10 protein-coding genes are annotated in these 11,307 nt (G+C 71.1%); 9 read left to right on the top strand and 1 reads right to left on the bottom strand.

Annotation, left to right across the window (positions count from 1 at the left end; genetic code table 11):
• The 6 genes from VN461_05800 to VN461_05775 all read left to right on the top strand — a co-directional run.
• Positions 1-2,365, top strand: a 2,365-nt coding sequence (locus tag VN461_05800) for an AMP-binding protein (protein ID HXB54275.1), incomplete at its 5' end; no start/stop codon positions are given.
• Complete coding sequence (locus VN461_05795) at positions 2,365-3,318, top strand: pyridoxal-phosphate dependent enzyme (protein ID HXB54274.1); 954 nt, start codon at positions 2,365-2,367, stop codon at positions 3,316-3,318. The genes VN461_05800 and VN461_05795, both read left to right, overlap by 1 nt.
• Positions 3,315-4,211 (top strand): zinc-dependent peptidase, encoded by an 897-nt coding sequence (locus VN461_05790; protein ID HXB54273.1) that lies wholly within the window; start codon positions 3,315-3,317, stop codon positions 4,209-4,211. The genes VN461_05795 and VN461_05790 overlap by 4 nt, the downstream gene beginning before the upstream one ends.
• Positions 4,212-4,330: 119 nt before the next feature.
• Positions 4,331-5,236: an RluA family pseudouridine synthase gene (locus VN461_05785; GenBank protein ID HXB54272.1), complete on the top strand. Its 906-nt coding sequence runs from the start codon at positions 4,331-4,333 to the stop codon at positions 5,234-5,236.
• Between the two features lie 50 nt (positions 5,237-5,286).
• Positions 5,287-7,308, top strand: a complete 2,022-nt coding sequence (locus VN461_05780; GenBank protein HXB54271.1) for a S9 family peptidase — start codon at positions 5,287-5,289, stop codon at positions 7,306-7,308.
• A 57-nt stretch (positions 7,309-7,365) separates the two neighbouring features.
• Positions 7,366-9,150, top strand: coding sequence for a serine/threonine-protein kinase (locus VN461_05775; GenBank protein HXB54270.1), 1,785 nt, complete (start codon positions 7,366-7,368; stop codon positions 9,148-9,150).
• A 59-nt stretch (positions 9,151-9,209) separates the two neighbouring features.
• Here VN461_05775 and VN461_05770 read toward each other — a convergent pair whose 3' ends face one another.
• Positions 9,210-9,551, bottom strand: a complete 342-nt coding sequence (locus tag VN461_05770; protein ID HXB54269.1) for a PilZ domain-containing protein — start codon at positions 9,549-9,551, stop codon at positions 9,210-9,212.
• 52 nt (positions 9,552-9,603) lie between these two features.
• Here VN461_05770 and VN461_05765 point away from each other — a divergent pair, with 52 nt between their 5' ends.
• The 3 genes from VN461_05765 to VN461_05755 are packed head-to-tail and all read left to right on the top strand — an operon-like array spanning position 9,604 to position 11,306.
• Positions 9,604-10,713, top strand: a complete 1,110-nt coding sequence (locus VN461_05765) for an SGNH/GDSL hydrolase family protein (protein ID HXB54268.1) — start codon at positions 9,604-9,606, stop codon at positions 10,711-10,713.
• Between the two features lie 51 nt (positions 10,714-10,764).
• Positions 10,765-10,983: a hypothetical protein gene (locus VN461_05760; GenBank protein HXB54267.1), complete on the top strand. Its 219-nt coding sequence runs from the start codon at positions 10,765-10,767 to the stop codon at positions 10,981-10,983.
• A complete protein-coding gene (locus tag VN461_05755) occupies positions 10,980-11,306 on the top strand; it encodes a PilZ domain-containing protein (GenBank protein ID HXB54266.1) in 327 nt (108 codons plus the stop codon). The genes VN461_05760 and VN461_05755 overlap by 4 nt, the downstream gene beginning before the upstream one ends.
• The last annotated feature ends 1 nt before the right edge of the window (position 11,307 follow it).

Raw genomic sequence — 11,307 nt, 5'->3', positions numbered from 1 at the left:
CGCGGGCGGCCTTGGAGAGCGGGGGGTGAGAAAGGGCGACACCGTGGCCCTTATGCTCCCCACCAGCGTCGATTTCCTCCGCTCCTTCCAGGGGATCCTCATCGCGGGCGCCATCCCCGTTCCCATCTACCCCCCCCTCCGACTGGACCGGCTCCCGGAGTACGCGCAACGGCAGTCCGCCATCCTGGCCGACGCCGGCGTCCGCTTGTTGATCACGATCCCGCGGGCCATGCCCATTGCGGGCCTTCTCCGGGCCGGAGGCTCCGCGCTCTCCCACGTCACCACCGCGGAGGAGCTCCGCCAGGTGGGCGCGGATTGGCCGGCACCGCACGGTGCGGGCTCCGACTCCGCCCTCATTCAGTACACTTCCGGCAGCACGGGGAGTCCGAAGGGCGTGCTCCTCACCCACGACAACCTCCTCGCCAACATCCGGGCCATCGCGGCGGGCGTGGAAGTCCGCCCCACCGACGTGGGTGCGAGCTGGCTGCCCCTCTACCACGACATGGGGCTCATCGGCTCCTGGCTCTTCTGCCTGCACCAAGGCCTCCCCATTGCGATCCAGTCCCCGCTCTCCTTCCTCTCCCGACCCGAGCGCTGGCTCTGGACGATCCACCAACGTCGAGCCACCCTGTCCCCCGCTCCCAACTTCGCCTTTGAGCTCTGCGCCCGGCGGATCCCGGACGCGGCCCTCGAAGGTCTGGACCTCTCCTCCTGGCGCTGTGCCCTGAACGGCTCCGAGCCCGTGAATCCCGATACCCTCGAGCGCTTCGCGCGGCGGTTCGCCCCCTACGGCTTCCGGCGCGAGGCCCTGCTGCCGGTTTACGGCCTGGCCGAGAGCTCCGTGGCTCTTTGCTTCCCGCCCGTGGGGCGGGAGCCCAAGGTGGACCGAGTTTCCCGCACGGCTTTCGAGCGCGAGGGACGGGCGGAGGCCACGAACAAGAAGGATGCCCAGGAGCCGCGCTTCGTGTCCGTGGGACGACCCCTCCCCCAACACCAGGTGCGGATCGTGAACGAGGCCGGAGAGGACGTGCCGGACCGCACCGTGGGCCGGCTGATTTTCCGGGGCCCTTCTCAGATGGTCGGCTACTTCCGGAAGCCCGAAGCCACGGCGGCGGCCTCCCTCCCCGGGGGCTGGCTGGACAGCGGTGACCTCGCCTATCGCGCGCAAGGCGAGGTCTACATTGCCGGGCGTAGGAAGGACCTGATCATCAAGGCCGGCCGTAACCTCGTCCCCCAAGAGATCGAAGAAGCGGCCTCGAACGTAGAAGGCATCCGCAAGGGTTGCGTGGTGGCCCTGGGTGTGAACAACCCCTTGCTGGGAACGGAGAGCCTGGTCATTGTGGCCGAGACCCGGGCCACCGACCCCGGGGCGCGAGACCGCCTGATGGCGGCCGTGACCGAGGCGGTGGCGGCCGCGGTGGACGTGCCCCCGGACGTGGTGGCGCTGGTTCCCCCGGGGGCGGTGCCCAAGACCTCGAGCGGAAAGATTCGCCGGGCGGCCACCCGAGAGATGTACCTGGGCGGCGGGCTGGGGCGGCCCGGGCGCACGCCCCTCGGCACCCGCGCCCGGCTGCTTTTGGGAGCGATCGTTGGCGAGGTCAGGCCCTGGCTCCGCCGGGCCGGGCGGGGCCTCTATCTCGCCTGGCTGGCCGTGACCTTCCCACTCGTCATCCTGCCCCTGTGGCTCCTCGTGGCCCTTTTGCCCAGCCGACGCCTGGCCTTCGCCCTCGGGCGCTTCACCGTCCGCGCCTGCCTTCGCCTGGCCGGCTGTCGCCTCTCCACCGAGGGCTTCGAGGCCCTCCGCCAGGAGGGCCCCTTCATCCTGGCCGTGAACCATGCCTCCTACAGCGATGTGCCCGCGCTCATGGCCCTGCTCCCCTTAGACTTTGTCTTCGTGGCCAAGCGGGAGGTGCTCTCCTATCCCGTGGTGGGGACGTACGTGAGGAAGGCCCGACACCCCACGGTGGACCGCTGGGACGTCCAGCAGAGCCTGGCCGACGCGGGCCAGGTGGCGGGCGCGCTGGCCGCGGGCGAGTCCGTGCTGTTCTTCCCGGAGGGAACGTTCGCGGCCGCCACCGGGTTGCGCCCGTTCCGCCTGGGTGCCTTCAAGGCGGCGGTGGAGGGCGGGGTGCCCGTGCTGCCCATGGCCCTGCGCGGGACCCGCCGCGTCATGCGCGGCAGCTCGTGGCTCCCCCGGCCCGGACCCATCCACCTTTGGGTGGGGACGCCCCTACGCCCCGAAGGAGAAGGGTGGGGGGCGGTGGTAGACCTGCGCGACCGCGCGGCGAGCGAGATCGCGGCCCATTGCGGGGAGCCGCGGCTCGACCTGGTGGCGGGCGGCCCCGTGCGCCCTCCCCCGTCCTGATGCTGACCCTCGAGGATGTGCTGCGGGCGCGCGACGTGCTGCGTCCGCATCTCAAGCCCACGCCCCTCCGCCGCGCGCTCTGCGCCCCCGCGACGCCCGTGTGGCTGAAGCTGGAGTGCTGGCAGCCCACCGGCTCGTTCAAAGTGCGCGGGGCCACGAACGTGCTGGCCTCCCTGAGCCGAGAGGAGCGGGCGCGGGGGGTGGTGGCGGCCTCCGCGGGCAACCACGCTCTGGGGGTGGCCTTCGCCGCTCAGGCCCTGGGCGGGGTGCCGGCCGCCCTCTTCGTGCCGGAGACCGCCCCCCGGGCCAAGCTGGAGAAACTTCGGCGCTTCCCGGTGGTCCTTCACGAGGTGGGGCGGACCTACGACGACGCGGCCGCCGCCGCCCTCGCCCACCAGGAGCGCACGGGGGCCACCTACGTCCACGCCTTCGACGATTCCCGAACGGCCGCCGGTCAGGGCACCTTGGGCCTGGAGATTCTTGAGGAGCTGCCCGAAGTGGGCACGATCGTCGTGCCCGTGGGTGGGGGCGGCCTCGTGGCCGGGATCGCGGTCGCGGTGAAGGCCTCGCGGCCGGGCATCCGTATCGTGGCCGTACAGCCCGAGGCCTCCCCCGCCTTGCGCGAGTCCCTCCGGCGTGGACAAGCCCTTCTCACCTATCCGGCCGCACCCACGCTGGCGGACGCCCTCGCGGGGGGAATCGGGGAGATTGTCTTCGTCCACCGCCATCTCCTCGACGATGTGGTCACCGTCTCCGAGGCAGAGATCGAGGACGCGATCGTGGCCCTCCTCGCAGAGGACCAGGTGGTGGGCGAGGGCGGGGGCGTGGTCGGGGTGGCGGCGGTGCGCGCGGGGCGGGTGCGGGGCCTCGACTCCCGCCCCCTGGCCGTGGTCGTGACCGGAGGCAACATCGACGTTCACGTCCTGGCCCGGCTGCTCGCGGCAAGGGCTTGAGGATCGACCGCCCCCCCGAGCGCACCTTCGTGCGCGTGGTGGGCGGGGTCGTGGTGCTGGCCGCGGCCGGCCTGGGTGCGGCGGCGGGGGGGACCACGGCCGCCCTGGCGGGCGGCGTCCTGGGCCTGGCCGCGGCCCTCGTCCTCGCCCACGCGGGGCGGCGGCGGGAGCGGCGGCGCCGCGACCTCCTCCACCGGCCCTTCCCCGGGCCCTGGCGGGAGATCCTCCGGACGCGGTACGACCACTATTGCCGGCTCCCCGAGGACTGGCGGGCCCGCTTCGAAGACGACCTTCGGATCTTCCTGGCCGAGAAGCGCATCACCGGAATCGAGGTCGCCGTCACCGAGGAACTGCGGCTGCTGGTGGGCTCCTCCGCCGTCACCCTGAGCGTGGGCTGGCCGGATTACGAATGGGACCAGCTCGCGGAGGTCCTTCTCTATCCGCAGGACTTCGATCGCGACTACACCTTCGGGAAAGACGACTTGGCCGGCCAGACCCACCCCTGGGGAACGGTCATCCTCTCCGTCCCCGCCCTCAAGGAGAGCTTCGAAGACCCCAGCGACGGCTACCACGTGGGGATCCACGAGTTCGCGCACCTTCTGGACGTCGACCAAACCCGCTTCGACGGGATCCCGGGGGGGCTGGACGAAGCCCGGAGCCGGCGTTGGCTGCAGATCCGCGAGAAGGAGATGGAGCGGCTGCGGCGCGGCAAATCCGCGCTCGACCCCTACGGTGCCCACGACCCCGTCGAGTTTCTGGCCGTAGCCGTGGAGGCCTTCTTCGAGACGCCCCTCGCCCTGCGCGACCGTCACCGTGAGCTATATGCGATGCTTTGCTCGTACTTCGGCCAGGACCCGGCGGCCTGGGACGACGCCCGCGGCTTCCTGGAGTAGGGGAGGGTCGAGACCGGCGGCTCGGGAGGCGGCGGGCCCTTAGCCCCTCCTCCCGAGGCTCCCCCTGCGGTAGGCTCAGGGTCGCGGTCGCGCGCTACCCGCCCGACCCGCCCAAAGGCATGCGCTTGGACGTCGCCCTCATCCTCCGGTACCCCGGGCTCTCGCGCCGCAGGGCCCGGGAGGCAATTGAAAAGGGGCAGGTGTCCCTCGCGGGCCAGATTGTGCGCGCGGCGGGCCATCGCGTGGAGGAGGCCGCGGCCATCCATTGGGACCCGAACCGACGGGCCCTGCCGCGCGCGCGGCTCTCGTTGCCCCTTCTCTACGCGGACGAGGCCCTCTTGGTGGTGGACAAGCCGGCGGGGCTGCTCACCGTCCCCACCGCCCCGGGGGCGGAGGGGGAGGATACGGTCTTCGCCCGGGTCCGGGACTACGTGCGCCATCTCCGCCCACGGCGCCCCTACGTCGGCGTCGTCCACCGGATCGACCGTGACACCTCCGGGGCCGTGGCCTTCGCCCTCTCCCCCGTCGTCCGCGAGGCTCTGCGCGTCCTCTTCCGCGCGCACCGGATCGAGCGGCGCTACCTCGCCCTCGTTGCGGGCCGGCCCCCCGCCGACCTGGGCGTGGTGGACCTTCCCCTGCATCACGCCTACGAGGGGGGCAAGCGCCGTGTGGCTCGCGCGGGCGAACCGTCGCGGCCGGCCCTGACCCGTTGGGCGGTGACCGAGCGCTTTCCGGGGGCGGCCCTCTTGGAGGTAGAGCTGGAGACGGGCCGCCAGCACCAGATCCGCGTCCACCTCGCCCATGTTGGCCTGCCCATCCTCGGCGACCCCGTGTATGGAGGAGGCGCCGCCTCCGCTCCGGTGGCCGTCCCGCGCCAGATGCTCCACGCCCGCCTTCTGGCCTTCGATCACCCCCTCGGGGGTGCGCCCGTGCGAGCGGAGAGCGCTCCGCCCGCGGACTTCCAGAAGGCGGTCCTCGCCCTGCGTCGCGCCGCGCGCAGGGCGGAGCGGACGTCGCCGAAGTAACCATTCGAGCCCCGAAGTAGTATTCCGGGATTGTCCAAAGGGAGGACGGGATGCGCGTGCGCTTGTTTCTGACCCTGACCCTCACGGCTTCGACGGTCGCCGCCAGCGACCCCAAGCCCATGACCGTCGACGACCTCTGGGCCGTCCGGAGGGTGGGAGCCCCGGTGCTCTCTCCCGACGGTCGGTTCGTCGCCTACACGGTCACGGGCTACGACATGGAGGAGGACCGCGGCAACGCGGACATCTGGATCTCGCCTTTGGCGGGGGGGCCCGCACGCCAGCTCACCACCAACCGGGCCTCGGACACTTCGCCCGCCTGGAGCCCGGATGGGACGCGCATCGTCTTCGTCTCCCGTCGAGAGGGAGATGGGGCCAAGCAGCTCTACGTCATCCGCGTGGACGGGGGCGAGGCGGAGCGGGCCACGGACATGCCGCTCTCCGTCTCCGACCCCAAATGGCTTCCCGACGGCAAGCGCATCGCCTTCGTCTCCCCCGTCATCGCAGGGGCGGAGGCCCCGGAAGCCACCAAGAAGGCGCTCGCGGCCCGGGACAAGAGCAAGGTGAGGGCGCACGTCACCGACAACCGGCTCTACCGCTTCTGGGACCGCTGGCTCACGGAGGGCGAGTACCCCCACGTCTTCGTCCTCGATCTGGAGACGCGGAAGGTGACGGACCTGCTGCCGGGGTCGAAGCGCTACTTCGAGCTCATGGACGGTTCGGGCGCCTTCGACGTCAGCCCCGACGGAAGCACGATCGTTTTCTCCGCCAACCGCACCCCCGAGCCTTACCCCACCCTCGACTACGACATCTTCTCGGTCCCGGCCGGGGGGGGCGAGGTCAAGGATCTCACCCCCACCAACCCCGGGGATGACGTGCGGCCGGTGTTCAGCCCCGACGGCAAGCGCGTCGCCTACGGCCTCCAGCGGCGGGGCGACGGCTGGCCGGACTACACGCGCCTAGCCGTCCTGGACATGACCACCGGGAAGACCACGGTCCTGACCGAGGGCTGGGAGAACTCGGTCGCGGACTGGGCCTGGACCGCGGACGGGGAGAACCTGGTCTTCCACGCCGAGGTCCGCGCCCGCGCGAACCTCTATCGGATCCCCGCCCGCGGCGGTTCTCCCCAGGAGGTTCACCACGGAGGCACCACCTCGGGGGCGGCGCCCACGCGCGACAGGCAAGTCGTCTTCTCGGAAACCACGCTGAGCCGGCCCCCGGAGCTGGCGGTGGTGGGCCTGGACGGAAGCCGCTTCCGCAGCCTCACCACCCTCAACGATGCCCTCCTCGCGCGGATGAGCCTAGGACGGGTCGAAGAAGTGACGTTCGCGGGCGCGAACCGCGACGAGGTGCAGATGTTCCTGGTCTATCCCCCGGGGTACGAGCCGGGCCGGAAGTACCCCCTGCTCCAACTGATCCACGGCGGGCCCGTGGGCACCTTCGGCGACGCCTTCCACCTCCGCTGGAACGCCCACGCCTTCGCCGCCCCCGGCTACATGGTGGCCCTGGTCAACTTCCACGGCTCCTCGAGCTTCGGCCAGCCGTTCGTGGAATCGATCCTGGGGGCGCATCCCGACAAGCCCTTCACGGACGTGATGATGGCCACGGACTTCCTGATCGCGCGCGGCCAGGTGGACCCCGACCGCATGGCAGCGGCGGGGGGCTCCTACGGCGGCTTTCTCGTGAACTGGATCGCCGGTCATACAGATCGCTTCCAGGCCTTGGTGAGCCACGCGGGCGTGTACAGCCTCCTGGGACAGTCGGCCTCGGACACGAGCTACGGTCGCCAGCATTCCTACGGGGGCTACCCGTTCACCGACCTCGCCAACGTGGAGCGGTGGAGCCCCAACCGCTTCGCCGCCGCTTTCCGAACGCCCATGCTGATCACCCACGGGGAACGCGACTTTCGGGTCCCCGTCACCCAGGGCCTGGAGCTCTACGGCGTTCTCACCGCCAAGGGTGTTCCCGCCCGACTCGTGGTCTATCCGGACGAGAACCACTGGGTCTTGAAGGGGCAGAACTCGCGCCACTGGTACGGAGAGGTCCTGGCCTGGCTCGCCCACTACCTGAAGTGATGGGATCGCCCGGCCGTGAGAACATAGGCCGCCTCCGCCGCCGCCCCGGGAGAGAAAGTGACAACGGAGAAGATCCCCAGCAAGATCGGCCGCTACGAGATCCGCCGGGAGCTCGGCCGCGGAATGATGGGCGTGGTCTACGAGGCCGCTGACCCCTCCCTCAACCGCACCATCGCCCTCAAGGTCATCCGGCTGATCTTCGCTGTCTCCGACGAAGAGCAGCAGAGCTTCGAGCGGCGCTTCCTCTCCGAGGCCCGCATCGCGGCCCGTCTCACCCACCCCGGGATCGTGGTCGTCCACGACGTGGGTCGCGATCCCGACACCGGGGTCCTCTACATCGCCCTCGAGCGTCTGGCCGGCCACACCCTGGCCGAGAGCACCGCCGACGGGCGCCAGCTCCCCTGGCGGGAGGCCCTGCGGATCGTGGCCCGGGTGGCGGAGGCCCTCCACTATGCGCACGCCCAGGGCATCGTCCACCGCGACATCAAGCCCGCCAACATCATGGTGCTACCCGGGGGCGAGCCCAAGATCATGGACTTCGGCCTGGCCAAGCACGAGGCCGGGCACGAGCTCACGGCCAGCGGCCAATTCGTGGGAACGCCCCTGTTCATGGCCCCCGAGCAGGTTCTGGGCCTGCCCGTGGATGGGCGCACCGACCTCTTCTCCCTGGGTTCCGTGGCCTACACGATCCTGACCGGGACCCGGCCCTTTGCGGCGGAGAGCGTCCCCCGCATCATGACCCGGGTGGCACACCAGGACCCGCTGCCTCCCTCGCGGTCCGTCCCTGACCTGCCCCCGGACATCGATTACTTGGTGGCCCGGGCCATGGCCAAGGCTCCCTCCGACCGCTACCCCGACGGCAAGGCCATGGCCGAGGATGCGGAGGACATCCTGGCGGGCCGGACGCCCCGCCACCGGGCCGGCTGGACGCTGCCCCCGGCCGCGGAGGGCACCCTCGTGGCCGCGCGTCCCAACGGCGAGGCCTCGGCGGTGCTGGACTTTGAGCCTATCGGGGAGGATGGCGCCGGGCGGCCCCCCGCCGCGTCGTCCAGCGGCGCCGGAGCGGCCTCCGCACCCGTGCGCCGCCGCGGCCACCGCGGCCTCCGTATCCTGGCCCTGGGCATGCTGCTGGTGGGTCTCGGCGTCTACTACTCGGCGTTCTACGAATCCGACCGCCTGGCCGACGCCCTGCGCCCCCTGGTCGAGGTGCTGGGCCCCTGGCTCGAGCCCCCCGCGCTCCCCGCCGGGCCCGCCCCGGGAACACCGCCCCGGCCCGGAAGCGACCCGGTCCGGCCGAGTTCGGCACCTCCCGAGGGCCCTGACCCGAGCAAGCCGTCGCCGGCCGCGGACGCGGCCGCGGCCCCGACCGCACCCCCAGAAAGTCCGCTTCCCTCGCCGCCGTCAACGGAGCCGTCGGCACCGCCCCCGACCCCCTCCCGGCCCTCTCCCGAACCCTCGGCCCCCTCGCCTTCCCCCTCGCCCTCTCCGGAGTCGGGCAAGAAGACCCCTCCCGCCGCCAAGCCCCCGGGCCAACTCGCCGTCCACATGGAGCACCACCTCAAGAGCGGGACGGTCCGGGTCTGGCTGGACGAGAAGCTGGTGGTGGAGGAGGTGCTCGACGCCCGCGTCACCAAGAAGATCCTCTTCTTCAACCTTCGCAAGGGCGTGGTCCAGGAGGTGCTGAAGGTCAGCCCCGGGAAGCACGACCTGAAGGTCCAAGTGAAATGGGACGACAACGCGGAGACGCGCCGGATCTCGGGGACCTTCAGGTCCGGCGCCACCCGGCACCTGGAGATCTCCATCAGCCGTCTGGGGGGGGACGTCGCGGTGGCCTGGAGGTGAATCCTGGCGTCCGGGCCCCGGCGGGTCGCGGCGGCCTCCCCACCCAAGCCCTGGACGTCTCAGGCCAGAGCGGCTAGGACCTCCTCGAGCTCGACGGGAGCCACGTCGAAATGGACCCCGGCCTGGTAGGACAGCCCCTCGTGGCGCGACCAGGTCACCACCCCCGGTACCTCGACGGAAAGAGCACGGGCCCCGTCCCGGAGGGGGGCCTCGAAGAGCACGCTCAGATGGGTCTCCCGCGGCAGGTCTTCGCCCACCCGCAGGCGACAGCCGTTCGGGGAGAGGTCCATGGCGGTGGCGGGATGCCACTCGCTCTTCGACTTGTACCTCACGGTGAGACGGCAGGCTTTGCGGGCCGTGATCCGGCGGTTGCCGCCGCTCGAGACCGCACCGTTTGTCATGGGTTCAGGCCCTGAGGGTAGCAGAGTCCGGGCCGGGGAAGAAGCCGCATCCGTGCTAGAGTTGCCCCCTGTGACCAGCCGCCGTGCCCTCCCCATGCTTTTGCTCGCCGCCCTGGCCGCGTCCTGCGGAGGCGGAAGCACCCCCGCCGGCCCCAGCCCGCCCGCCGTGACCTACCCGGTCCCGGTCGTGGTCTTCTACGACGAGAACGCCAACGGCGTTCTGGACCCGGGCGAGGGGGCCCGCGTACCGGGGGTGGAGGCGAACATCGGGGGCCACACCGCGCGGTCGGACAAGGTCTCCGGACTCGCGGTCGTGCCGGGGGTCCCGGCGGGGGCAGGGACGGTCACGGTACGTCCCGATACCCTTCCCCCCTTCTATCGGCCTCCGGCCGCCGCGGTCTCGGTCCAGGTACCTCCGAGCAGCAACACCAACGTCCCCCTCACCCTGCCCATCGGCTCCAACACACCAAATCTCTACATGGGCTTTGGGGATAGCATCACGGTGGGAGACGGCTCCAGCGACGGGACCGGCTACCGGGACCAGTTGCAAGGCCTCCTGCAGGGTTACTTCGGTCGCGGGGTGTTGAATGACCAGGGCATCTCGGGGACCCGTAGCAACTTTGGCGCGGAGCGTATCGCGGACCTCTTGCGCCATGTGCGGCCCGCTTACACGCTGATCATCTACGGCACCAACGACTGGAACACCCCCGCGTGCAAGCAGTCCGCCCCCTGCTTCACGGTTGACAGCCTGCGCAGCATCGTACTGGACGTGAAGGCGGCGGGCAGCCTCCCCGTGCTCGCCACCATCCCTCCCGCCAACCCCGGCTGGCCCAGTTTCGTTGCGGAGCGAAACGCGTGGGTGAGCCAGGAGGACGTTCTCATCCGCGCCCTGGCCCGCGAGCAGGGCGCCGCGCTCGCCGACATCGAAGGGGCCTTCCAAAGCGCCGCCGGCAGCGACCTGAGCCAGCTCTTCTCCGACCACATCCACCCTAACGATCGCGGCTATGCCATCATCGCCACCACTTTCTTCGCGGCCATCAGCCAGCCAGGGGGGACCGCCGCGAGCGGGGCCTACCCAACGCCCTCCCTCCTGAGAGAGCCCGTGCGCGGCCCCGCGCCCCTCCCCCACCCCCACGCCTCCCACGGCGGCGGAGGGTGGTGATCCCGGCCACGCTCGCCGCCCACCCGCTCGTCGTATGATCTCCCCCGCGCCATGAAGACGGGAAGGCTTCTGAAGTTCAATCGCCCGGGGGGGGAGATCCACGCCTACTTCTATCGGGAAGGGAGCCTGGTGCGGGCTGCGGTCTACGCGATGTCGGCCGGACGCGATGAGGGGGCCGAGCCCATGCACGCCATCACCGGACCCAGCGAGGCTCACGTGGAGGCAGAGGTGCGGGCCTGGGTGGAGGCTCACTACCCGAAGCTCCGGTGAAAGCCAGCGATCGCTATGCCGTGGAGGGCGTGACCTGCCGCCTCGACGGCCGGGTCCTGCACGTGACCAACCTGAGCGTGAGCGGACTGTTCGTGGCCAGCGACCGCCCTCCCCTGCCCGGGCAGGCCGTGTCGTTGGAGCTGGTCTTCGACGGAAGGCCCTGGTTTCCCATCGTGGGGACGGTCACCTGGATCAACACCCCCGTCGAGCCCAAGGCCCCCGAGCTGCCGCCTGGCTTCGGGGTGAAGATCGCGAGCATTCCCCTTCCCGCCAAACTCGCCATCCTGGACGCGCTGCGCCGGGCCCGACCGGACAAGCCCTAAG

This window comes from Vicinamibacteria bacterium (genome assembly GCA_035570235.1).
GTDB lineage: Bacteria > Acidobacteriota > Vicinamibacteria > Fen-336 > Fen-336 > DATMML01.
The sequence above is the reverse complement of the archived record's forward strand: the minus strand, read 5'-3'. Positions and strand labels throughout refer to the sequence as shown.

What these genes read in the sequence shown, in the direction of transcription:
- VN461_05780 (HXB54271.1), top strand. Translation starts at nt 5,287, where the DNA reads ATGCGCGTGCGCTTGTTTCTGACCCTGACCCTCACGGCTTCGACGGTC.
- VN461_05785 (HXB54272.1), top strand. Translation starts at nt 4,331, where the DNA reads ATGCGCTTGGACGTCGCCCTCATCCTCCGGTACCCCGGGCTCTCGCGC.
- VN461_05760 (HXB54267.1), top strand. Translation starts at nt 10,765, where the DNA reads ATGAAGACGGGAAGGCTTCTGAAGTTCAATCGCCCGGGGGGGGAGATC.
- VN461_05770 (HXB54269.1), bottom strand. Translation starts at nt 9,551, where the DNA reads ATGACAAACGGTGCGGTCTCGAGCGGCGGCAACCGCCGGATCACGGCC.
- VN461_05795 (HXB54274.1), top strand. Translation starts at nt 2,365, where the DNA reads ATGCTGACCCTCGAGGATGTGCTGCGGGCGCGCGACGTGCTGCGTCCG.